The 22,176-nt window shown below is 73.1% G+C and carries 16 protein-coding genes, 1 tRNA gene and 1 pseudogene; 11 read left to right on the top strand and 7 right to left on the bottom strand.

Annotated elements, in window-relative coordinates; translation table 11 throughout:
• Window positions 1–4: 4 nt before the first annotated feature.
• Complete coding sequence (locus AB0C01_RS25150) at window positions 5–1,048, top strand: NAD(+)/NADH kinase (protein WP_357572256.1); 1,044 nt, start codon at window positions 5–7, stop codon at window positions 1,046–1,048.
• Between the two features lie 335 nt (window positions 1,049–1,383).
• Complete coding sequence (locus AB0C01_RS25145) at window positions 1,384–2,418, top strand: magnesium transporter CorA family protein (protein WP_357572255.1); 1,035 nt, start codon at window positions 1,384–1,386, stop codon at window positions 2,416–2,418.
• 492 nt (window positions 2,419–2,910) lie between these two features.
• Here the strand turns inward: AB0C01_RS25145 and AB0C01_RS25140 are convergent, their stop codons facing one another.
• The 3 genes from AB0C01_RS25140 to AB0C01_RS25130 all read right to left on the bottom strand — a co-directional run bounded on the left by AB0C01_RS25140 (window position 2,911) and on the right by AB0C01_RS25130 (window position 4,677).
• Window positions 2,911–3,978 carry a site-specific integrase gene (locus AB0C01_RS25140; protein ID WP_357572254.1) on the bottom strand — a complete coding sequence of 356 codons (1,068 nt, stop codon included), beginning with the start codon at window positions 3,976–3,978 and terminating at the stop codon, window positions 2,911–2,913.
• Window positions 3,975–4,451 carry a hypothetical protein gene (locus AB0C01_RS25135; protein ID WP_357572253.1) on the bottom strand — a complete coding sequence of 159 codons (477 nt, stop codon included), beginning with the start codon at window positions 4,449–4,451 and terminating at the stop codon, window positions 3,975–3,977. Before AB0C01_RS25135 ends, AB0C01_RS25140 begins: the two co-directional genes overlap by 4 nt.
• A 139-nt stretch (window positions 4,452–4,590) precedes the next feature.
• A tRNA-Leu gene (locus AB0C01_RS25130) sits at window positions 4,591–4,677 on the bottom strand.
• Window positions 4,678–6,919: 2,242 nt separating this feature from the next.
• Here AB0C01_RS25130 and AB0C01_RS25125 point away from each other — a divergent pair.
• The 6 genes and pseudogenes from AB0C01_RS25125 to AB0C01_RS25100 form a co-directional block, all read left to right on the top strand.
• Window positions 6,920–7,348: pseudogene (locus tag AB0C01_RS25125) on the top strand (fibronectin type III domain-containing protein); the annotation flags it as partial.
• A gap of 188 nt (window positions 7,349–7,536) precedes the next feature.
• The gene (locus AB0C01_RS25120; RefSeq protein ID WP_357572252.1) at window positions 7,537–10,164 is read left to right on the top strand and encodes a fibronectin type III domain-containing protein; all 2,628 of its coding nucleotides are present in this window, start codon (window positions 7,537–7,539) and stop codon (window positions 10,162–10,164) included.
• Between the two features lie 27 nt (window positions 10,165–10,191).
• Window positions 10,192–11,187 (top strand): MoxR family ATPase, encoded by a 996-nt coding sequence (locus AB0C01_RS25115; protein WP_357248411.1) that lies wholly within the window; start codon window positions 10,192–10,194, stop codon window positions 11,185–11,187.
• Window positions 11,188–11,201: 14 nt separating this feature from the next.
• Window positions 11,202–12,371: a DUF58 domain-containing protein gene (locus tag AB0C01_RS25110; protein WP_357248414.1), complete on the top strand. Its 1,170-nt coding sequence runs from the start codon at window positions 11,202–11,204 to the stop codon at window positions 12,369–12,371.
• Window positions 12,365–14,695 (top strand): transglutaminaseTgpA domain-containing protein, encoded by a 2,331-nt coding sequence (locus AB0C01_RS25105; protein ID WP_357572251.1) that lies wholly within the window; start codon window positions 12,365–12,367, stop codon window positions 14,693–14,695. The genes AB0C01_RS25110 and AB0C01_RS25105 overlap by 7 nt, the downstream gene beginning before the upstream one ends.
• Before the next feature lie 116 nt (window positions 14,696–14,811).
• A complete protein-coding gene (locus AB0C01_RS25100; protein WP_357572250.1) occupies window positions 14,812–15,615 on the top strand; it encodes a methyltransferase domain-containing protein in 804 nt (267 codons plus the stop codon).
• Here AB0C01_RS25100 and AB0C01_RS25095 read toward each other — a convergent pair.
• On the bottom strand, window positions 15,612–16,403 hold the full coding sequence (locus tag AB0C01_RS25095; RefSeq protein WP_357572249.1) for an SDR family oxidoreductase: 792 nt from the start codon (window positions 16,401–16,403) through the stop codon (window positions 15,612–15,614). The two genes, AB0C01_RS25100 and AB0C01_RS25095, sit on opposite strands and share 4 nt — an antisense overlap.
• Complete coding sequence (locus AB0C01_RS25090; protein ID WP_357572295.1) at window positions 16,400–17,383, bottom strand: LLM class F420-dependent oxidoreductase; 984 nt, start codon at window positions 17,381–17,383, stop codon at window positions 16,400–16,402. The genes AB0C01_RS25095 and AB0C01_RS25090 overlap by 4 nt, the downstream gene beginning before the upstream one ends.
• Before the next feature lie 153 nt (window positions 17,384–17,536).
• Between AB0C01_RS25090 and AB0C01_RS25085 the strand changes: the two genes are divergently transcribed.
• Window positions 17,537–18,751 (top strand): low temperature requirement protein A, encoded by a 1,215-nt coding sequence (locus AB0C01_RS25085; protein WP_357572248.1) that lies wholly within the window; start codon window positions 17,537–17,539, stop codon window positions 18,749–18,751.
• Window positions 18,752–18,791: 40 nt separating this feature from the next.
• On the top strand, window positions 18,792–19,655 hold the full coding sequence (locus tag AB0C01_RS25080) for a DUF1028 domain-containing protein (protein ID WP_357572247.1): 864 nt from the start codon (window positions 18,792–18,794) through the stop codon (window positions 19,653–19,655).
• Between the two features lie 89 nt (window positions 19,656–19,744).
• Here AB0C01_RS25080 and AB0C01_RS25075 read toward each other — a convergent pair whose 3' ends face one another.
• Window positions 19,745–20,413, bottom strand: coding sequence for a maleylpyruvate isomerase N-terminal domain-containing protein (locus tag AB0C01_RS25075; RefSeq protein WP_357572246.1), 669 nt, complete (start codon window positions 20,411–20,413; stop codon window positions 19,745–19,747).
• 8 nt (window positions 20,414–20,421) lie between these two features.
• Window positions 20,422–21,309: a phosphatase PAP2 family protein gene (locus AB0C01_RS25070; RefSeq protein ID WP_357572245.1), complete on the bottom strand. Its 888-nt coding sequence runs from the start codon at window positions 21,307–21,309 to the stop codon at window positions 20,422–20,424.
• Window positions 21,310–21,391: 82 nt separating this feature from the next.
• On the opposite strand from AB0C01_RS25070, the gene AB0C01_RS25065 reads away from it, so the two are divergent.
• Window positions 21,392–22,114 (top strand): DUF3159 domain-containing protein, encoded by a 723-nt coding sequence (locus tag AB0C01_RS25065; protein ID WP_357248436.1) that lies wholly within the window; start codon window positions 21,392–21,394, stop codon window positions 22,112–22,114.
• Window positions 22,115–22,176: the final 62 nt, after the last annotated feature.

Raw genomic sequence — 22,176 nt, 5'->3', positions numbered from 1 at the left:
TCGGATGCTCGTTGGTGTCGTCGTGCACCCGACCAGGCCGCAGGCCGCTGAGACGGCGGAGGTGGTGTCGCGGATCTGCGCCGAGCACGGTGCGACGTCACTGACCCTGGACGTCTGGCAGGACGAGCAGAGCCCCGCCCAGGTGCTGGCCGCCATGGCGCAGCGACCACAGCTCGTCGTGACCATCGGCGGCGACGGAACCCTCCTACGCGGACTGGCCGTCGCCGTCGAGGCCGACGCGCCCGTTCTCGGGGTGAAGGCCGGCCGGGTCGGCTTCCTCACCCCGTTCGCCGCCGCGGACCTGCCGAGGGTGCTCGGCGCCGCCCTGACCGGACGCGCACCCATCCAGAAACGCATGCTGCTCACCCTGCGAGCGTCGCGACCGCTTCAGGTCCCACCGGAGCTGCGGACCCTGCTGCGCTACGGCCGCGGTCCCGATCCTGTCCCGCCCCTTCCCCGCCCGGCTACACCCGACCAGGTGGGTTGGGGTGTCCCGTTGGGCCTGAACGCCCTCAACGACGTCGTGTTCGAAAAACTCGGCCGGGACCGGCAGACCAGTGTCGCCGTGTACCTGTCCGGGCGGCTGTTCGCCACCTACTCCGCCGACGGCGTCATGGTCGCCTCACCGACCGGCTCCACCGCGTACTCCTTCGCCGCCGGCGGACCGGTCCTCTCGCCCCGCCTCAACGCCCTCGTGTTCACCCCGGTCGCCCCGCACATGGCGTTCAACCGCAGCATGGTCACCGCCCCGGACGAACCCGTCGGTGTCCAAGTGCTCCCGCGATCGGGTCAGGTCACCGTCGTCGTCGACGGACGCGTACACGGGATCCTCGACCCCGGCGACTGGGTCTCCGTCTACCCCGCCCGACGCCGCGCGAAGCTCATCGTCGCCGACGTCGACGACTTCTTCGGCCGCCTCCGGGACCAGTTCTCCCTCGCCGACGCTCCCGCCGCCCGCGCCGACACCGACAGTCAGCCACCGCTGCTGGTCTACCGACCGGACCTACCGGTGCCAGAGGACCTACACCACCTGCACCTGCCGACATAAGAACCCAACCCAGAACGAGCTCCGCAGCTCACATCCGCAACGGGGCGCACCCACAGACACCGCGGACCCCCAAGCCCCAGACCCTCCACCAACCGGGTCCCGCTCGTGGAAGGTCAGCGTGTCAAGGGCTCGTCCGGCTGCCATTCCCCGCGGTGCCACATCTTCGGCCAAGGAAACCCGACCCGTCACCCACGAGTTGCCGCGCGAGCCCGAATCGACCGTAAGCGCCGCCCGCAGGTTAGCCCCGGCTTAGCGCACGACCATCACGTTAAGAAGGCGTCAATATCGAGCCCATTGCGCCGCGTGTGTCTCATGCTGGCAGAGTGGACGTACGGATGATCACCAAGACAGGTCTTGAAAGCCACCGCGCGGACGACATCCCGGACCTACTCAACCGCACCGACGGTTTCCTGTGGGTCGACATCCCCGCTGGCCACGCCGGAGCTGCGCAGTTGCTGTCCGAGGTCTTCCACTTCCATCCGCTGGCTATCAAAGACACCCTCGAACGCAACCGCGTCCCCAAAATGCACGCCTACAGGGACTACATCTTCGTGATCCTGCACGCCCCGGAAAGAGGCGAGCGCGGCCACGTCCACTACCTCGAACTCGACCAGTTCATCGGCCGCAACTACCTCGTCACCGTGCACGGGCCGGTCAACCCCGCCGTAGCGGCAGCCACGGCAGAACGAGAAACGCGCGCGGTCCTCGCTCGCATCGCCAAGGGCCGACTGCAACCAGCCAGCCCATTCGCGTTGTCGCACGCCATCGTCGCCGCCCTGACCCGCAATCAGGAGGACTACGTCGAACAGGTCACCGCCGACGTGTGGCGCCTTGAACAACAGGTCACCGGCGGCAACGTCGGCGACCCGGAGTCCTTCCTCAACGAACTCTTCCGCGCCCGACACGGGCTGCTCGCCGTCCGCACCATGGGTGCGCTCGGCGGCGCCATCTACGGCCGCATGGCAACACTGGACGGCCTGCCCCGCGACGACAAGCCGCTTGTCGACGACAGCACCGACCAGTTCATCCGGGTGCGGCGCATCGCCGACGGTGAGCGTGAGTACCTGCAGGGTGTCATCGAGTTCTACCAGAGCATCCTGACCATCAAGGCCACCAACGCCGCCCAGATCCAGAACGAGAAGGTGCAGCGGCTCACCGAAGCCAACTACACCCAGAACGAGCAGGTCAAGAGGATCTCGGCTTGGGCCGCGATCTTCTTCGCACCATCACTGGTCGCCGCCGTCTACGGCATGAACTTCGATCACATGCCTGAACTCCACTGGCGCATCGGTTACCCGTTCGCCCTGGCCCTCATGATCGCCGCCGGTGTGGCACTGCATCGCGCGTTCAAGCAACGCGACTGGCTGTAACCCCAAAATGGCCCAGAGGCCCAGCCCCATTACAACCGGCTGTCGTGCACATCGTCGGCTGCACCACCTGGTCTGCGGCACGGCGTTCGCCCTGCGGATCGGTGACGAACCGAGGCCCAGGTGAGGGGCCGAGGAGTGCTCCGCCGGGTGATTCCTGTGGGATCGGTTCAGTGGCCTCTAAGCCTGGATGCCTATCGGGTCGACGTTGGTCAGTCGTGGCCGGTGCCGACCTGGCGCATGCGGTGGGCGGGTACCCCCGCCGTCACAGCACGCCTCACTTCGCGCCCCCGACGGGTCGTGGTGGTCCGCGTATCCGTGTTCCCAACGCTGGTCGGGTCACTCACGGCCATCGAGCACCGAGGGCGGCCAGCAGACAACCACGCCTCCCGCCCACGAGTCCGGAGACCTACCAGCGCTGCGCACACCTCCGGTATGCGCCGTCGGCGGCCTATCGAGAGCGCGGTGGCTTTCCCGGCCCCTCTAGCGATGGATTCACGGGTTTGTGGCCACCCCATCTCCTCCGCGTCCTCGGCGGGGGAACCGCTGCTCGCTATCGGCGGCGGCCAGCGGGTGGGGTTGGCCGGTGAGGGCGGCCAGCGCGGTGGCGACGGCGTGCAGGTCGGCTTTGATGTAGGTGGTGGTGGCGGGTCCGCGGCGGTCGGTGTGGCCGGCGTAGGCGCGGGCCACCCCGTAGCCGAAGTGCCGCTCCACCCAGGTCAGGGTGGTGTGGCGCAGCCAGTGCGTGGTGATGCCCTGGGCGGCGACCCACGGCAACTGTCGGCCGATGCGTTTCCACATCAGGTCGTAGCGCCGGTAGGTGGCGGGTTGGCCGTTGCGGTAGCGCAGCAGCGCATCGGTCGGTGCGACGGCGCCGCGGGCTCGGGCGTGGTCGTCCAGTCGGCTGGCGAGCATCGGGGTGATGGGCTGCCAGCGTTGCGTGCTGCCCTTCTCGGACAGGCGGATCAGCGCGTGGTCGGTGTCCAGGTCGATCAGGCGCAGCGCGAGAGCCCCGCTGCGTCGGCAGGCCGTTTCGGTGTGCAGGCGCAGCAGCAGCGCGTCGAGCACGATGTCGTTGCCGCCGCTGCGGGCGGCGGCGTTGATGTCGGACAGTTCGTCAGGGGTGAGGGCGCGGCGGGTGTTGGGCAGCCGGCGGGGTTTGCGGACCCGATGGGCGGGGCTGTCCGCGATGGTCAGGTAGCCGTCGGCGATGGCGCGGTTGTAGAAGGCGCGGGCGGCGGCGATGAGGTGCTCGCCGGCGTGCCGGCCGTTTCGGGAGTTGCGGCGAGGGCGGGCGCCTGCGGCGGCCTGTCGCATGAGGGCTTCGAGGTCGCTGGCGCGCACCGCGTCAATGCGCCGGTCGCCGTAGGCGGCGGCCATTCGTCTCCAGGAGCTGCCGTAGGTGCGTCGGGTGCCCGGGCTCGCCGCGGCGACCACAGCAGGAAGGTACTCGGCGACTGTCGGCACGGCGGGCCGGTTACTGCCGGTGAGGTCGGCGGCGGTGAGGCCGAGGTGCTCGAGCATCGCTCGGGCGGTGGCGACACGATCGGGATCCGTGGTCATGAGGGCTCTGCGAGGATGCGGGCGTGCAGGTCGGCCAGGACCGCCGTGATGGTGTTTGAGGGGTGCACGAGAATGCGGTTCTGGCGGGGCAGGGCAGCCAGGAGCACGGGTTCGCCGGTGGCGATGCCGCACAGGTGTCGGGCGGCGGCCGGTAGGGGCAGCTCCTCGCGGGTGCCCACGACGTGCGCGCCTTCGGCGGCCGGGGTGATCAGGATTGCGGCGGTCACGACGTCGACGTGCAGCGTGAGGCCCGGTGTCCAGCCCAACGCCCGCAGCAATGCACGAGCGGTGACGCGTCCGGCGGCGTCGGGTCGGGCCACGTCGAACAGCACGCCATCACTCGTGCGGGCGGCGGGCGCGGGCAAGGTCGGCAGCGGTGCCGGCTCCGGCGATACGACCGGCAGTGGGGTGGGTATGAGCGCCTCGACGAGCTGCTCGTCGGGCCGGCGAGGGCGCGGCCTGCCGGGGCTCACCTAGGCCCCCGCCAGCACGAGGGCGAGGGTGTCAGCGCAGGTGGCGCCGGCTCCCTGGGGTCGGTGCGCACATATGAGTCGTCGCGGCTCGCGTCCCCACGCGAGAGGAAGTTGATCTCGCGTGGATATCCACGAACTTTGGTGTCCGAGGGGGGACTTGAACCCCCACGCCCTATACGGGCACTAGCACCTCAAGCTAGCGCGTCTGCCATTCCGCCACCCGGACCTACACGTTCAGCCTACCTTGCCGACCAGATGATCTTGCCACCCGATGGTCGGTACGGCGGGCCGCACGGGGAGTTACTGTACACGCCGCCCGTGGATCATGCACATCGCCTTCCGACGCCTTTCTCCCGGCGCTTCCGTCGCTGCTCACAGGGCTGCGGACCCGCCGTCGACCCGCCGCCCAGGGCGTGTCTGGGTAGCGTCCGGTGGCCCTCTGCCGGCAGCATTGCCACGTGTCCCATCCCTCCCCCCTGGCAGCCGCCCAGCACCGGGCCCTCGCCGTGCGCGCCACAGGTGACCTCAAGGCCGCCCGGCAGTTGCTCGCGGAGGCCGTTGGATCCGCTCCCCCGCCGTACGGCGTGGATCATCCTGAGATGCTGCACACCGCTCACCTGCTGGCGCGACTGCACCGCGAGGCGGACGATCTACTCGCCTCCCGCCGCGTGCTGGAGGAGGCGTTCGCGGCGGGCGAGCGGCGTTGGGAGCATTCCAACCCGGTGATGCTCGCGCTCGCCTTCGAACTGGCCGAGGTCGCGGAGGAACTGGGCAACCGGCACGAGGCCCGTCGCAACTACACCCGCGTCGCCACCGCCGGGCCGGCCACCCTCGGGGAGCACCACCCGTCGGTACGCGCGGCCCGCGCCTACCTCGGCCCATCCGCGCCGACGCCGGCCGAGCAGGATGGGCCGGTCTCCGATCCGGCCCCGGTCGACGCGGCGGCGGAGTCCGGCGTCCGGTCGGCACTGTCCGGCCCGACCCTGTCCATGGCGACCCTGGCCGCGATGCGGCCCTCCGCCGATGGCCTGGCGCCCGCCAACTCGCCCTGGCCTCCGCCGGCCGCACCCCAGGCAACCCCTCCGGGGGTACACGGCCCCGCCGCACCCCAGTCACCCGGCAACGCCGCCGCACCCGGGGTGGCGCCCCGTCAACGCGCCGACGAGCAACCACCCGGGTCCGCCCGGCCGGCGGTCAGCCAGCCATCCCAGCCAGTGTCGGAGAGCCAGCCGCTCCGACTGGGGGCGGACGGCCACCCGACCCAGCCGAGCGCCCAGGGCCAAACACCCCGGCAACGGACTGAGAGCCAGCCACCACCGTCTGGTCAGCGGCCCCCACCGCCACCGACGGCCGGGCCGACCGCCCCGCCCCGTCAGCGGACGGGCGAGCAGTCGACCCACCCGGCGGTCGACGTGCCGCACCCGTCGTCGACCCCACCCGCCCCGGCGCCGGCCGTCCCGGCGCCAACGTCGGGGCCGCCGGCACCTCCGTGGGACAACCCCACGATCCAGGTACGACAGATCGAACCGCTCCTCGCCGAGGAGGCTGCCCGAGCCGCAGCTGGACCCGCCGGGGCGACCGGACCGGTCGTCGCGTCCGCCGTCGACGTGACAACGTCGGGCCGACCGTCCCCGGCGGCCGGGCAACCGGGGCCGGCGCATCCGGTCAGCGGACCACCAGGCGCTGCACCACCGGCCACGACGCCGCCCGGCCACCCCCACCCGGTCTCCGGGCCACCGGCACACCCGTCCCCGACGTCCGCACCACCAGCCCACCCCTACCCGGTCTCCGCACCGCCCGGACACGCCTACCCCGTCTCCGCACCACCCGGGCAGACCTACCCGGTCTCCGCACCGCCCAGGCACACCCAGCCCGTCTCCGCACCACCCGGGCAGACCTACCCGGTCTCCGCACCACCCGGGTACACCCAGCCCGTCTCCGCGAGGTTCGATCAGACCGAGGTGATCCCGGCCGTCCAGCCGGACAGCGATCCGACCAGGGGTGACGCCATGTCGGCCCCGTCCGTCGCCTTCCAGCCAGCGCCGACCGCCGCATGGTCGGGTGCCGTCGTGCCGTCCGCCGAGCCGACGCCGGCGGCCTGGTCGACGGACGCAGGCGTCGAGGCGGCGGGGTCGCGGCCGACCGCGCCGCGAGCGGCACCGCCGAACCACCACGACCAGTACCCAACGCACGACCAGTACCCGACGCAGGGCCAGTACCCGACGCACGACCAGTACCCGAGGCATGACCAGTACCCCAGGCAGGACCAGTACCCGCCGCAGGGCCAGTACCCGACGCACGATCGGTACCCCACGCACGACCCGTACCCACCCCGGGAGCACCAGCCGGCGCAGGTGCCGTACCCGGGTCAGCAGTACCACCCGGTGCACGACGGGCACCGGCCCTCGTACGCGGGTGAAGGCGGGTCGGCGGGGCGCAACCGGGCGACGCTGATCGGGGCGGCGGTGGCGGCCGGGGTGGCCGTCGTGGCGGTGGCCGGCCTGGGTGTGGTGGTGTTGACCCGCGACGATCCGCCGCCCGCGGGGACCTCGCCGACCGCTGCGGCGCAGGCGTCGGTCGGGCCACCCCCCGGCGATCTGCAGCTCCGCGACGACGCGACCACCATCACGCTGACCTGGACGGACCCGTCCGGCGGTGCGGTGCCGTTCATGGTCGCCGCCGGTCGGGCCGGGCAGCCCCTGGGGGTGATGGCCACCGTGGACCCGGGTGCGACGAGCTACACGGTCAACGGGTTGAACTCGCGGCTGGATCACTGTTTCACGGTGTTGGCGGTCTACTCCACCGACAGCTTCGCGACCTCCGGACAGGTCTGTACGACGCGGGAGCGCACCACCCCGTCGAGCGGCAGGCCGTCGGGCCGACCGTCGCCGAGCTGAGGCGTGCCGAGCTGAGGTGCGGGCTGAACCGAGCTGAGCTGGGCGTCCACTGCGCACACGCTCGGTATCCACAGGGGTGACGGTGCGGGTTCCCCCGTCACCAGCAGCGCCATATGATGGCACCCGGCTCAGGGGAGGGGTGGCCGCGATGCGCGTCACCTGCCATGACTTACGGGAGGCAGCCGGCTGTGGCCAGCATCGAGGACGCCGTACAGACCAACGCCCCCCGCTCCCGGCTGCGCGGCGGGCTGGTGACCGTCGGCACGGTGGCCGCGCTGCTGGCGGCCATGGGTCTGACCGTCCTCGGGCTCGGCGCGGCCGACAACGCGGTGGCCAACTACGACGCGAGTTCGTGGCTGTGGAGCGCGGCGCGCAGCGAGCTGGCCCGGGTCAACGGGGTCACCGCCAAGGTGGACACCCGCACCGAGATCCCCAACGCCGTCCGGCACCCGATGCAGATCACCCAGACCGACCGGCTGCTGGTCCTGCGTGACCTGCACACCGGGCAGGTCAGCTCACTGGACCTGGCCACGCTGCAGCTCACCGCGACCACCCGGACCACCCCTGGCCTCGGTGTGAGTGTCGCTCTGCACGAAGATTCGGCGTTCGTCGTCGACGCCGTGCAGGGCATCGTGCGGCAGCTCGACCCGCGGTCGCTGACCCCGGTCGGCGAGCCGGTGCACTATCCCCCGGGCATCACCGGCGGGACGTTCGACGGCGAGGGCCGGCTCTGGATCGCGGTGCCGAGCCAGGGCACCGTCTCGGCGATCACCGCCGCCACGTTGCCGTCCACGCCAGCCTCGGCCGCGCCCGCCGGCCCTGGGCTCAGCCCGAAGCAGGTCGAGTCCTACGACGTCGCCGAGGCGAGCCACGAGCTTGTGGTGTCCACCCTGGACGAGGGGGTGGCGGTGCTCGACCGCACAGCCGGGAAGCTGGTGCGGGTGCAGCAGGGCAAGGTTCACCCGACGCCGTTGACGCTGTCCGGTGCGGCGGCGATGCCCACGCGCACCAGCGGGCAGCGGGTTCCGGTCACCGTGCCCGCCGAACGGCGGGTGTTGGTGGTGGGTGACGGTGGGGAGGAGCAGGCGTTCACGGTGCCGGGCGAGGGCGACCGGCTCAGTCCGGCGGTGGCCTGGGCGGACCGGTTCTACTGCGCCGACGAGGCCACCGGCACGATCTACGCCTTCGACGCGGGTGGTCAGCTGGTCGAGACCATCAAGGGGCGGGCGAACGGGCCGCTGGAGCTTGAGGTGCGGGAGAATCGCCTGTTCATCAACTCTCCCGACGCGGCGACCGCCCGGGTGGTGGACGACAAGCACCAGGTGCGCGATGTCGACAAGTACGCCAACGACGTGCTCGGCGGCGACCCGCCACCGGTTGCCCCGCCGCCGCCCCCGCCGCCGCCGAAGAAGCCCCGCGTGAACAAGCCGAGCGCGCCGCGCAGTGTCACCGCCGCCGCCGGCAACGCGCAGGCGCGGGTGAGCTGGCGGCCGGCCGCCGCGAACGGCGCCGAGATCATCAAGTACGTGGTGGAGGGTGGCGGCCAGCGCCTGGAGGTGGGTGCCAACCAACGCGCGGTGGAGGTCACGGGTCTGACCAACGGCGAGACGTACCGCTTCGCGGTGCACGCTGTCAACGCCAAGGGCGACGGTCCGCCGCGCACCAGCAACCCGGTGATCCCGACGGCCGCGGTGCCCGACCCGCCGGCGAGCGCGACCGCCCAGGAGCGACCGGACGGCACGGTGCTGGTGACGTGGCCGGCGGCGAACGGCCAGGGCAACACCATCGCGCGGTACGCGGTGACGGCCAGTTCGGCGGGGACGAACGCGCCGGTCGGTGAGTCGACGAAGACCGAGCTGGTGGTGCCCGCCGGTGAGTTGGAGTTCGGCACCCAGTACGCGTTCACGGTTGTGGCGGTCAACGACAAGGGCGCCGGTTCGGCGGCGTCGCCGGTCAGCAACACGGTGGTGCCCTTCACGACGCCCGGTACGCCGCTCGACCTGCGGGCCGCCACGGTCGCCGACCAGCCGGGCGCGGTCACCGTGCAGTGGGCGCCCGCCGAGGCCAACGGCCGACCGGTGTCGAAATACCTGGTGGACGTCGGTGGACGGGCCAGCGAGGTGAACGACACCCGCACGACCGTCACCGGGCTGGGCAACGGCCAGAACGTGGTGGTGAAGGTGAAGGCGGTCAACGAGGCGGGTCCCGGCCCGGAGGCCACCGCCACCGCGCGTACGGTCGCCGAGCCACGGGTCACGGTGACCGGCTCGTCGTCGACGGCCACCGCGGCGACCGTGACGTTCACGGTGGACGCGGGCGGCGGTCAGGCCACCTGCGCGGTGAGCACGCCGGGTGAGCCGACGAAGGCCGGGGCGTGCTCCAGCATCACGATGACCGGACTGACGCCGGGCACGGCGTACGCGTTCACGGTGACGGCCACCAACGCCGCCGGTAAGGGCACGGCCACGAAGGGCGAGACCACCCAACCGCTGTACGGGATCGCGACCTGCCGCAATGGCGCTTCCGGGCCGGAGGCGAGCTACTGCACCCGGGAGGTTGCCGGCGCGCGCAACGGCAACGAGATCTTCAAGGTTACCGAGCAGGACAATGACCGGCAGGCAGGATGGGTGGCCAACGGGACCCGGCTGAAGGCGTTCTGCAAGAAGTCGGGCGAAGAGGTCTACGCGTACATCTACAACAACGACAAGCGCAGCACCTGGTGGGTGCAGGTCGAGTACGAGGGGAAGAACTACATTCCCTGGGCCTGGCTCAACCTGGAGGGCGGCGACAACATCAACGTCCTGCCCACCTGCTGAACCACCAGGCAAGGAGCACCGCCGACCGTGAACACCCACGAGCCGCTCACCCAGCCGGAGGTGCAGGGTTTCGCCGCCCTGGCCGCCCGGCTGGCCGAGAACGTCAACGCGGTGGTGCTCGGCAAACCGCAGGTGGTTCGGCTGGCGCTGACCGCGCTCTTCGCGCAGGGTCACGTGCTCCTGGAGGACGTGCCGGGCGTCGGTAAGACGACCCTGGCGCGGGCCATCGCCGCCACGGTGAAGGGGCAGTGGCGGCGCATCCAGTTCACGCCCGACCTGCTCCCGTCGGACGTGTCCGGGGTGACCATCTTCAACCAGGCGAGCCGGGACTTCGAGTTTCATCCGGGGCCGGTCTTCGCCAACATCGTCATCGCCGACGAGATCAACCGGGCGTCGCCGAAGACCCAGTCGGCGCTGCTGGAGGTGATGGAGGAACGCACCGTCACCGTGGACGGGGTCCGGCACCCGGTGCCGTCGCCGTTCCTGGTGGTGGCAACGCAGAACCCGGTGGAGATGGACGGCACCTACCGGCTCCCCGAGGCGCAGCTGGACCGTTTCCTGGTGAAGCTGTCCGTCGGCTACCCGGACGAGGCGGTCGAGGTGGAGGTGCTGCGCGGCGCGACCGTGCGCTCCCCCGAGGCGCTCGCCCCGGTCACCGACACGGCCACCGTCGGGGAGATGGTCCGGATGGCCCGTCGGGTGCACATCGCCGAGCCGCTCTACGCGTACGCGGTCCGGTTGGCCGCCGCGACCCGCACCCACCCGCAGGTGCGGGTCGGGGTCAGTCCCCGGGGCGTGATCGCGTTGACCCGCGCGGCGTGCTCGTACGCGCTCATCGACGGGCGAGGTTGGATCATGCCGGAGGATCTGAAGGCGCTCGTCGAGTCGGTGTTCGCGCATCGGCTGCTGCTGACGCCGGACGCCCAGGTGCGCGGGCTGACCGCCGCCGAGGTGCTGCGTCAGGCCGTCGCCTCGGTGCCGGTGCCACTGCCGTCGGGGCAGCCCGCTCCGGTGCAGGGCTGACCGGCACCAGCGCGATGGGGATCACCGCCCGTGGGATCGGGCTGCTCGTCGCCGCCGTGGTGCTGCTGGCTGTGGGTTTCCGGTTCGCGTACCCCGAGTTGACGTTGCTGGGCGCGGCGGCCGGCGCGGCCGTCGGCTACGCCGCGCTGGTCGCGGCCTGGCGGCCCCGGCTGACGGTGACCCGCCACGCCGATCCGGACCGGGTGGCCCGCGGCGAGCCGGCGAGCATGATGTTGACCGTGCGCAACGCGGGCCGGCTGCGGTCGGCGAACCTGCTGGCCGAGGACCGGTGCGGGGAACGCAGCGTGCCGGTGCCGGTGTTGCGCCTGCGGCCCGGTCGGGACACCGAGGTCCGCTACGACGTACCGACCCATCGGCGTGGGGTGGTGCCGGTGGGGCCGCTGCGGGTGACCCGACGCGATCCGCTGGGGTTGGTGGCGTTGGCCCGCCCGTACGGCGGGGCGGTGCCGGTCTGGGTCTACCCCCGGGTGCATCCGCTGACGGCGGTGCCGCGCGGTGCGGGGCGCAGCCTCGACGGCCGGGTGGACGGGGTGCCGCACGGGTCGATCACGTTCGACTCGTTGCGGGAGTACGTGGTGGGCGACGAGTTGCGTCGGGTGCACTGGCGGACCAGCGCCCGGGTGGGTGAGCTGATGGTGCGGGAGAACGTGGACACCAGCCTGCCGCACCTGATCGTGCTGCTGGACAATCGCGCCGTCGCGCACCCTCAGCGGGTGGGTGGGGTGGCGGAGTCGTTCGAGGCGGCGTGCGAGGCGGCGGCGTCGATCGTCACCGCCGCACACCGTGCCGACCTGCCGGTGGTGTTGTTGTTCGCCGGCGCGGAGCCGGCCGCGCCGGGTGGGACGCCGGACGTCGGCGCGGCGCTCGGTCCGCTGGACCGGCTCGCCGCCGCCGCGCTCTCGGATGCCGACGAGGCGGTCCGCGCGGCTGCCACCCGGCTGCGCCAGGACCGGCTCGGTGACACGTTGATCTTCCTGACCGGGCCGGGTGGGCGGGACGACCTGGGGCACGTCGGCGCGCTGCGTGGCGCGTACCCGTCGGTGGTGGTCGGGGTGTTCGGCGCGGCCGAGCCGACGCCGCCGGGCGCGGCCGGCCTGGTGGTGGTCGACGCTGCGGACGGCGCGCAGTTCGCCGCCGAGTGGGACGGGGTACGCCGGTGGTGACGCGTGCCGGACGGGTGCTGCGGGCGGCGGTCGTCCCGCTGGTGCTGATCGGGTTGATCGCGCTGGCCGGGGTGGTGCTGGGCCGGGTGTACGCGGGAAACCTGCTGATCGGGCTGGTCGTCGGTGCGGCGGCCGGTTCGGTGCTGGTCAGCGTGGCCGCCCGGCGGCTGCCGTCCTGGTTGGTGGCGCCGGTGTCGGTGGCCGTGATGGCCGGCTGGACACTGTGGTCGCTGCGGCTGGCCGCCGATCGGGCCGAGCTTCCGGGTGGTCTGCTGGAGATCACCGCTGACGCCGCGCGCAACGGTATTCCGCGGCTGCTGACCGCGATGATCCCGGTGGAGCCCACTCCGGACACGGTGCTGGTGCCCGTGGTGGCGGCCTGGCTGGCCGGGCTGGCCGGTGCGGAGGTCGCCTTGCGCACCGGTCGGGTGCTGCTGGGCTACCTGCCGGCGGCGGGGCTCTACGCCGCCGCCCTCTACGTGGTGGGTCCGAATGCCGCCCCGGCGGTCGGGGTGACGGTGGCGTTCGTCGCGGTCGCGGCGGCTGGTCTGGCGGTCCCCACCGGTACCGCGTCGGCCGCCGCCGACCCCACTGCCGAGCTGGCTCCCCGGGTACGCGCGGCGGTGCGGCTGCGGCTGGCCACCAGCGCGGCACTCGGGGTGGCGCTGGTGGTCGGGCTGGTCGCGCTGCTCGCACCGGTCGTCGCCGACCAGGTCGACGGGCGGCCGGTGGACCCCCGCCGGTACGTGGAGCCGCCGCAGGTGCAGACGCTCGACGAGAACCCGTTGATTCGGATCTCCGGCTGGGCGCTGCGCCCGGAGCAGAAGCTCCTCGACGTGAGCACGGAGCGGACCGGTGTCGCACCTCCCGCGTCCGGTAGCGCCCCACCGGGGGACGAGCCGGCCGGCGACGCCGGTCGCGGTGTGCGGATGCGGTTGGCGGTGCTCAGCGACTACGACGGGGTGACCTGGCGGGTCGGTGCGACGTACCGCAACGCGGGGCGGATCCTGCCGGCCCCCGCCCCGTCCCGGGACAGCACGGTGGAGACCGTCCGCCAGCAGATCACCGTGGCGGAGCTGAGCGGTCGGCTGCTGCCCGCTGTGGCGACGCCCCGGGAGGTCAGCGGCGCACGGGTGGCGTACGACCCGGCGAGCGGGACGCTGATCCGGCCGGAGGGGTTGACGCCGGGGCTGCGGTACGCGGTGACCTCCGCCGAGGAACAGCCGGACTCGAACCTGTTGGCCACTGCGAACGTGCCCGCCGGCGAGGAGGTGGCCCGGGTGCTGCGGGTGGCCGACGGGGTGCCCGACCCGATGCGCCGGCTGGCCACGCAGCTCGCCGAGGACAACGGCGCCCCGTTCGCGCGGGCTCTGGCGATCGAGCAGTTCCTGGCCGAGCACTACCGGGTGGTGGCGGACGCGCCGAGCGGGCACGCGTACCCGAATCTGGGTTTCTTTCTCTTCGGGCCCCGCGCCGGCGGTGGGCAGGAGGGCACCTCGGAGCAGTTCGCGGCGGCGTTCGCGGTGCTCGGCCGGTTGTCCGGGCTGCCGACCCGGGTGGTGGTGGGTTTCCGGGCCGGCGGGCAGGGGCCGGTGCTTGCCGGTGACGCGTTCGCCTGGCCGGAGGTGCTGTTCGACGGGCTGGGTTGGGTGCCGTTCGATCCGCTGCCCCGCCCGAACGAGCAGCCGAGGCCGGTGGAGGAGGATTTCCGTCCGACACCGGAGGATCCGCCACCGTCGGAGGCGCCGGCGCCCACCGTGGAGCCCACCGCGTCACCGGAGCCGGTCGCCGCTGGTGACGGTCCGCCCGGCCGGGGCGGCGTGTCCACTCCGCTGCTGGTCGCCGGCGGCAGCGGCGGTCTGCTGCTGCTGGTCGGGGCGCTGCTGCTCACCCTGCTGGCGATGCGCCGTTCACTCACCCGCGCCCGGCTGGTCCGGGGTGACCCCGGTCAGCGCATCGCCGGCGCCTGGCGGGAGGTCACCGACGCGCTCCGGCTGGCCGGCCGCCCGGTCGGCGACGACCTGGCCGCCACCGAGGTGGCCGGACACGCCCGCCAGGCCCTCGCCTCCGCCCGAGCGGAGACGACCGCCGACAGCACGACCCCCGACGGTACGACCGACGGCCCGGCCGTCGACGATCTGGCGGCCCTGCTCAACCAGGTGGGCTTCGCCCCGGGCGCCGCGACACCCGACCAGGCCGCCCGCGCCGCCGAGGTGGCGATGGCCTATGTGCACAGCCTGCGCTCCGCGCGTCCCTGGTGGCGGCGCCTCCTCTGGTCGGTGCACCCCACTCCCCTGCGCCGCGCCCGCCGGTCCCCGCGGTGATGACGAGCTTCGCGTCGACCGCGGCCCGCTCCGGACGCGAACCTCTTGATCACCGGCGCATCTCCGGTGGCCGAAACACGGTGGCGGTCTGGTGCCGCAGCGATGACCATCAGAGGGTGGATCAGCACACGAGCGACATCGTCGACTACTACACGGTGCGCTACCGCGAGGACCAACGTCTGTCCGCCCGGCCACAGGCCCGACTGGAGTGGATCCGCACGAGCGAGCTGCTGCGGGCTCTCCTGCCCGGCCCGGGCGCCCGGGTGCTGGACATCGGTGGGGGCACCGGCGAGTACGCGCGGATGCTTGTGGACGCCGGCTACGAGGTCCGCCTGGTCGACCTGGTGCCGAGTCACGTGGCGCAGGCCCGCGCCGGACAGCCTCCGGTCGAGGCGGAGGTCGGCGACGCTCGTGCGCTGCCCGATGCCGACGGGAGGTACGACGCCGCGCTGCTCCTGGGTCCCCTCTACCACCTGGTGCGCCGCGTCGATCGGATCCAGGCTCTGCGGGAGGCCGTGCGGGTCACGCGTCCCGGCGGTCACGTCGTGGCCGCTGTCATCTCACGCTTCGCCGGCCCGCTGGACTTCGCCGCCACCGGGCGACTGGACGGGAGGCTGCTCGACGAGGCCGGGGCGCTGCTCACCAACGGCGTCAACGACGCACGGATCGGTTTCACCCATGCCTACTTCCATCGGGTCGAGGAACTGACCGACGAGTGTTTCGCCGCCGGGCTGACCGACGTCGTCGTACACGGGGTGGAAGGCCCGGCCTGGACCGCGGCGGAGGCGGCGGTACAGGGGCCGACACCGGACGCGGTCTTCGCCGCGGCGTTGGACCTCGCCCGGCTCTACAGCAGCGAACCGGCGCTGATCGGTTCGAGTGCCCATCTCCTGGCCGCCGGACGCGTCCCGCTGCCCTAACGGGTCAGGCGGCGGACGAGTTTGCGCATGCCGGCCTGCCAACCGTCCGGGTCCTCGGCGCGGCGACGGGCGTAGTCGGCGACCTCCGGGTGCGGCAGGATCAGGAACCGTTCCTCGGCCAGCCCGGCGACGGCTGCCTCGGCGACCTGGTCCGGGGTGAGCACCGCACCGGACGCGGCGACCACCCGCGCGCCGAGATGCCCCTCGGCGAGCCCTTCGGTGAGCATCGGGGTGTCCACCCCCTGCGGGCAGAGCGCGCTGACCCGGATGCCCCGGTCCCGGTAGGTGATGGCGAGCCACTCCGCGAACCCCACCGAGGCGTGCTTCGTCGCGGTGTACGCGGCGTCGCCCACCGCGGTCAGCACGCCCGCCGCCGAGCAGGTGTGCAGCAGGTGCCCGCCACCCCGGGCGAGCATGCCGGGCAGCACCGCGCGGGACGAGTAGACGTGAGCGAGCACGTTGACCCGCCACGCCCGGTCCCAGCCGGCGTCGTCGACCTCCACTCCCCCGCCGGTGGTCACTCCCGCGTTGGCGCAGAACAGGTCGATCCGGCCGTAGCGCTCCTCGGTGTCGGCGACCAGGTCGCGTACCTGCTCCTCGTCGGTGACGTCGAGGGCGATGGCGTGCGCGACCGGGCCGATCCCCTCGGCCACCGCGTCCGCCGCTTCGGGGTCCAGGTCGGCGACCACCACGGCGGCGGCACCCTCCGCGGCGAAGCGGCGGGACAGCGCGGCCCCGATGCCGCCGGCCCCGCCGGTGACCACCACGATCCGGTCGGTGAGGTTCACGCGGACGCTCCTACGGGGTCGGCGCCCAACTGGGCGATGAGGCTGAGCAACGCGGCCGCGCCGCCGGCGGTGACCTCCGGGGTGGGCAGCAGCGCCATGATCGGCACGTCGACACCGGCGTCGGCGTAGCGGCGCACCTCGGCGCGGCACCGCTGCGGTGCGCCGTGCAGCACCAACGCGTCGACCACGTCGTCGGGCACCGCCGCGCTGGCGCCGCGTCGGTCACCGGCGGCCCAGGCCGCCCACATGGGCGCGAGCGTCTCGTCCCGGCCGAGCCAGCGGTGGAACTCGGCGTACGCGGGAACGGTGAGGTAGCTGGTGATGAGCCGGCGGCCCAGTGCTCGGGCGTACGCGGCGTCCTCGGTGGGGCAGACGAAGATCCGGGCGGCGACCTCGAAGCCGGTACGCCGTTCGCCCAGCTCGGCGAGGGCACGTGGCACGTCGTCGGCGCTGAGCCAGTTGAGGATGACACCGTCGGCCTCGGCACCGGCCAGCCGGAGCATCCCCGGGCGCAGCGCGGCCAGCAGGATCGGTGGCGGCACCGCCGGTGGTTGTTCCAGCGTGAACCGGCGGATGGTGAATGTGTCGTAGGCCTGGTCGACGGTTTGGCCGCCCAGCGCGGCGCGCAGGAAGCGCAGCATGTCGCGGGTGCGGCGGAACGGCTCGTCGAACGGCATGGCGTTCCAGTCCCGGACGAGCACGGGTGAGGACGCGCCGATGCCGAGGGTGAACCGGCCCGGCGCGGCCTCGGCCATCGCCGCCGCGCTCATCGCCAACAGGCCGGGACCCCGGGTGAAGACCGGCGCGATCGCGGTGCCCAGCCGCAGCCCCGGTTCCCAGGCCGCGGCGAGCGCCAACGGGGTGAACGCGTCGGTCCCGGCGACCTCGGACGACCAGACGTCGGTGAACCCGGCCCGCTCGAGGGCCGCGTAGGCCGCGTCGTGGTGCGCCAGCGCGATCCCGCCCAACGGCACCGTCATGCCCCATCGATTCGTCACCGATCGATCGTGCCCGTTGACGGGGGTACGGGCAAGATCCCCGGGTTGGGCAGAATCGCCGGTTTCCGGCCGAGCGTACCGGCGCGGATGCTACGACTTCGAGGTGAACCGGACCAACGGCGCAGGCCGCTGACCATGGATTCCAGGGCAGCGGGGCACCTGGAGCCGGCCAAGCGCGACCCGGGCCGGGCGACCTTCCTGGAGCTTTTCTTCGACCTGGTGTTCGTCTTCGCGCTCACCCGGATCTCCGCGCGCGCGTTCGAGGACCTGACCGACGGGCCGGCTCGGGAGCATGGCTGGGCGGCGGTTACCGGGAGCGGCAAGACGTTGCTGCTGCTGCTCGCACTCTGGTCGGTCTGGCAGGGCACCGCGTGGACGACCAGCCGCTACGACCCGTACCGGGTGCCGCTGCAGACCGTGGTGATCACCGCGTTGGTGTGCAGCATGGTGCTCGGGGTGGCGATCCCCCGGGCGTTCAGCGACACCGCGCTGATGTTCGCGGTGGCGTACGTGGTCGCGCAGGTGACCCGACCGGTGATCCTGTCGCTCGCGCTGGGCGCCCACCCGTACCGCCGGCTGAAGGTACGCATGGCTGTGGTGTTCGCCGTCAGCGGGGTGTTCTGGATAACCGGGGCGCTGCTGAGCACCAACGCGCAGGTCACGCTCTGGACGGCGGCGCTGGCCATCGAGTACCTGGCTGCCCGGTGCGGCTGGCCGGTGCCGTGGCTGGGTCGCTCGACGGTCTCCAAGTGGGAGATCGCCGGGGAACACCTGGCGGAGCGCTACCAGCAGTTCTTCCTCGTCGCGCTGGGCGAGACGATTCTGGTGGCGGGTTTCGCGTACAGCGAGGGACCGTACGAGTCGGGGCACGTGTGGGCGTTCGCACTCGCGTTGGCCACGTCGATCATGCTGTGGCGGATCTACGTCCAGCGGGCCGGGCGGATCCTGGGCGAGGCGGTGGTGAAGGCCCGGCACCCCGCCTCCATCGGCCGGTCGGCCGCCGACACCCACCTGGTGATGGTGGTCGGTCTCGCGGCCACCGCGATCGGTTACGAGCTGATCATCCATAATCCGCTGGAACAGATCCCGGGGGCGTGGCTGGCCATGGCGCTCGGTGGGCCGGCCCTGTTCCTGGCCGGGCGGGCCCGTCTGGAGTACGAGGTGTTCGCGCGGGTGTCGCCGTCCCGGTGGATCGCCCTGCTGGTGTTGGCGGCGTCGGCGGTGCCACTGCTGTTCCTGCCCGGTGTGGCCGCCAGCGCGGTCGGGGTGTTCGTGTTGGCCGCCGTCGCGGTCGTCGACGCCCGCCGGGCGCGCGGTGCCCCACCGGAGGCCGCCACGCCGCCCTTCTGAGCCGGCACGGTACGACGACGTCCGGCGCTAGTCTCGGCGGGTGACCTTCTCGCTCGTCGCCCGCTCCGCCGACGGTCGCCGGCACGGCGTCGTCGTCGCCAGCAAGTTCCTCGCCGCCGGGGCGCTGGTGCCGGCCGCCGCCGCCGAGGTCGGCGCGCTGGCCACCCAGGCGCACGTCAACCTCGCCTACCGTCCGCAGGGCCTCACCCTGCTGCGCACCGGGGTGGCCCCGGCCGACGTGGTGGCCGGGCTGATCGCCGCGGACCCCGAGCGGGAGCACCGCCAACTCGGCGTGGTGGGCGTCGACGGAACGGGTGCCACCTGGACCGGACCGGCCTGCCACCCGTGGGCGGGCGGACGGGCCGGCGACGGCTGGGCCGCGCAGGGCAACGTGCTCACCGGCCCGGAGGTCGTCGACGCGCTGGCCGGCGCCTGGCTGACCGGGTCGGCGCTGCCGTTCGCCGAGCGGTTGGTCGCCGCGTTGCGGGCCGGCGACGAGGCCGGCGGCGACCGGCGGGGTCGGCAGAGCGCCGGCCTGCTGGTGGTCGAGCGCGGCGGCGGGTACGGCGGCACGAGCGACGTGCTCGTCGACCTCCGGGTGGACGATCACCCGGACCCGGTCGCCGAGCTGGGCCGGCTGCTCGCCGTGCACACCATGCTGTTCAGCCGGCCCGACCCGACCACCCTGCTGGACCTGAGCGGCGCGGTCGCCGACGAGGTGGCGGCGTTGCTCGCCGCGCTGGGCCATCCGGTGGCCGACGGTGGCACGGAAGCGGCGTTGGTCTCCTGGGCGGGGCTGGAGAACCTCGAGGAGCGGCTGGTGCCGGGCCGGATCGACCCGGTGGTGCTGACGCACCTGCGCGGCGTCGCCCCGCACGTCCCCGCACCCCGCGCCGCGAGCTGACCTCGACCGTCCAGCAGCGTCCGAAGCCGGCGCGCGGGGCAGCCAGCAGCGTCCGAAGCCGGCGCGCGGGGCAGCCAGCAGCGCGCGGGTCAGCGGCCGAAGGCGAGCCAGCGGAAGCCGGCGGCGTCGATCGCGGCCCGTTCCGGGACGGTCAGCGCCGCCCGTCCGGTGGTCTTACGGATCAGGGTCAGCTGGTCCCAGCGCAATCCCGCCGGTGTCGGTCGGCCCCCGGTGAGCAGGTCGGCGATCACCTCGGCCGCCGGAGGAGTGAGCCAGGGCGGCCGGCCCAGCGCGGCGGCCAGGTCCAGACCGTGCACGCCCACCTCGACGACCCGGGTCCGCAGGAACTCGGTGACGCCCATCGCGTCGCCGTGCCGGGTCCGTACGACGCGATCGGGCGGCGCGGCGGCGACCGCGGCATCGGTGGCCCGCCAAGCGCGGTCCATCGCGGTCGCCAACGTCGCGCGGTCCACCCGCGACGCGTCGCGGCGGCCTCCGGCGATCCGGTCGGCGTCGACAGACGGGGTGAACTTCGCCCTGCCGAAGTAGCCGGCGGCGTCGACCTCGGCGCGGGGCGGGGCGGGCGCGGCGAGCATGTCGGTCAGCCGACCGACTCCGGTCCGCACGTGCGCGATCAACTCCCGGACCGTCCACGGTACGCAGTTGGTGGGCCGGTCCAGGTCGGCGTCGACCAGCTCGGCGAGGATCTCGGTGAGCTGCGCGCACTCCGCGGAGAACGCCACGCGGACCCGGTCCATCGGTCCGCTCAGCCCTTGACCCTGGGCACCAGCCGGTGCACGACGGTGAGCACCAACGCCATCACCACCGCCATCGTGCCGGCGATCCCGGCGGCGCTGCCCGAATACCCGACGAACAGGGGCTGGCGGCTCAGCTCGTCCGGGCCGGTGTCGCGCAGGCCGACCAGCCAGCTGAGGGACAGCCCGCAGGCGACCAGGCCGAGCACCCCGGCCGCCCCGAGCACCAGCACGGCCGTGCGGTGCGCGTCGCCGGGAGCGACCTCGGCCTGCTCCCGCTGGGTGATCAGCAGGACCAGCCCGGCCAGCGCCGCCCAGACACCCACCACCAGGTACGCGGCGATCGCGTCGCTGGGCCGGTGCCAGCCGGCGGAGAGGGTGGCGACGCCCGCGATGGCGGCATAGGCCGCGGCGAGGAAGGCGCCGACCGCCCGCACCTTGGCCGGCAACACGAGCACGAGCGCGACCGCCACCGCCGCGGCGACCGTGGTGTGCCCGCTGGGCAGGCTGTTGCCCACCGCCGAGCGCTCCGGGTCGACGCCGTAGTCGGGCCGGTTCAGCCCGTACTTCAACAGCTGGGTCGAGACGTTCGCCCCGGCGATCAGGAGGGTCGCGGTGATCGCCAGGGCGAACCGTCCCCGGATCAGCGCGATGAACCCGATCATCGCGGTGGCGGCCACGAGGGAGACCACCGACATCGCGTTGAGGATCCGGTCGACAGGACCTTCGATGGTGTCCTGCCCGATCCGGTTGCCGGTGAGAGCGACGGTGTCGACCCACTGGCCGATCTCGGTGTGCACGGCGACCCGCCACACGGCGAGGAAGGCAGCCGTCTGGACGAGGGCCAGTACGACCAACCAGACCGCGGTCCAACCCCGTGCCGTCGCGCGCATCCGCACACCGTAGCGGCAGGTGTCGGCCAGCCGACCGGTGGCCCGCCGCCCGCCGGTGGTTAGGTTGTGCCAGAGCGAGGAGGCGGCGATGGGCGGACCAGCGGAGCACGACAGTGGCCCGGCCGCACCCGACCCGGACCAGCGGTCGGGCTCCGGTGGGCGGGCGCGGGCCGAGTCGCTCGCGGACCTGCTGGGCGGGCGTGGCGGCGCCGTCGACGCCACCCTGCCACCGCTCGCATTCGCGGCGGGTTGGTTGCTGGGCGGCGAGTCGCTGTGGGGTGGGATCGGCGCGGCGCTGGCGGTGGGCGCGGTGGTGGCCGGCGTACGGCTGCGCCGGGGTGACCGGCCGCGCTCGGTGCTGGTCGGTCTGCTGGCCGTCTGCGTCGCGGCGCTGATCGCGGTGCGCACCGGCCGAGCCGAGGACTTCTTTCTCATTCAGGTGCTGTCCAACGCCGTAAGCGCTCTCGCCTGGGCGGTCAGCATCGTGGTGCGCTGGCCGCTGCTCGGTGTGTTGGTCGGCGGTGTGCTGGGCCAGCGCACCCGGTGGCGGCGCGACCGGGCGCTGCTGCGCGGCTACGGCCGGGCGAGTTGGGTGTGGACGGCGACCTACCTGGTGCGGCTGGCGGTGTTCGTGCCGCTGTATCTGGGTGGGCAGGTCCTCGCACTGGTGGTGGCCCGGGTGGCTCTGACCTGGCCGCTGGTGGCCGCGGCGCTGGCACTGAGCTGGGTGGTGCTGCGGCGGTCGTTGCCGGCCGGGCACCCCGGTCTGCGTCATCCGGTGGGTGGAGAGCCGTCGGCACCGCCGAGCTGACCAGGGGCGGGGCGGGGGCGGGACGGGCAAAAAAAGTGGAGAGGCCGCCACGGGGGGAGCGG

The organism is Micromonospora sp. NPDC048905, from assembly GCF_040649655.1.
Taxonomy (GTDB): Bacteria; Actinomycetota; Actinomycetes; order Mycobacteriales; family Micromonosporaceae; genus Micromonospora.
Note: the sequence above shows the minus strand (reverse complement) of the source record. Positions and strands in the feature narration are given on the sequence as shown.

Bases quoted from the DNA above. Each gene is read 5' to 3' on its own strand.
- AB0C01_RS25150 (WP_357572256.1), top strand. From the start codon at position 5: ATGCTCGTTGGTGTCGTCGTGCACCCGACCAGGCCGCAGGCCGCTGAG.
- AB0C01_RS25145 (WP_357572255.1), top strand. From the start codon at position 1,384: ATGATCACCAAGACAGGTCTTGAAAGCCACCGCGCGGACGACATCCCG.
- AB0C01_RS25140 (WP_357572254.1), bottom strand. From the start codon at position 3,978: ATGACCACGGATCCCGATCGTGTCGCCACCGCCCGAGCGATGCTCGAG.
- AB0C01_RS25110 (WP_357248414.1), top strand. From the start codon at position 11,202: ATGGGGATCACCGCCCGTGGGATCGGGCTGCTCGTCGCCGCCGTGGTG.
- AB0C01_RS25090 (WP_357572295.1), bottom strand. From the start codon at position 17,383: ATGACGGTGCCGTTGGGCGGGATCGCGCTGGCGCACCACGACGCGGCC.
- AB0C01_RS25085 (WP_357572248.1), top strand. From the start codon at position 17,537: ATGGATTCCAGGGCAGCGGGGCACCTGGAGCCGGCCAAGCGCGACCCG.
- AB0C01_RS25075 (WP_357572246.1), bottom strand. From the start codon at position 20,413: ATGGACCGGGTCCGCGTGGCGTTCTCCGCGGAGTGCGCGCAGCTCACC.
- AB0C01_RS25065 (WP_357248436.1), top strand. From the start codon at position 21,392: ATGGGCGGACCAGCGGAGCACGACAGTGGCCCGGCCGCACCCGACCCG.